Origin of the sequence: Clostridium tarantellae, from assembly GCF_009295725.1 — a bacterium.
In the GTDB taxonomy this organism is placed as follows: Bacteria; Bacillota; Clostridia; order Clostridiales; family Clostridiaceae; genus Sarcina; species Sarcina tarantellae.
Map to the genome: position 1 here is coordinate 1 of NZ_WHJC01000635.1, position 516 is coordinate 516.

The window sequence follows — 516 nt, forward strand, 5'->3', positions numbered from 1 at the left end:
GATATATTTAGTGAAAAGAGGGAATGTATTATGGAAACTATAATCAATGACCATCCTATAGACAATTTTCAATCTAGTACCTATACTAATATTTATCATAAAAATGATATTATAGAATTAAAAAATATAGCTCAATATGATGGCAATAATACCGCTCAAGATAATAATGAATTTCATACTCAAGATAATAACGAAGTTCATATTTGTGATGAAGTTCATACTTATAATGAAGTAACTACAAATGAAGGTTCTAATGCTTTTGGTAAAGTAAAAGAAGCTAGTATATTATTAATAGCAATTTTTATACCTATACTTATAGTTATTATATTTAAATTTACAATGAATAAAATCAAAAAAAAGTCATAAGAAGAATAGATCCATATTAATATTTTATCTCTAAAAGTTTAGTCTTTTATTATATACTAATATACTAGATTTTTAGGTATATAAACTAATACTTTTACAATTTGAAATTCATATTTTAAATTATTAGATTGAAAGCATTTGATTTACAAG

General features: G+C 21.5%; 1 protein-coding gene. It reads left to right on the forward strand.

Annotated features, from left to right (window positions below; genetic code table 11):
* On the forward strand, window positions 1–366 hold a 366-nt coding region (locus tag GBZ86_RS16715; protein ID WP_207707493.1), incomplete at its 5' end, for a hypothetical protein.
* Window positions 367–516: the final 150 nt, after the last annotated feature.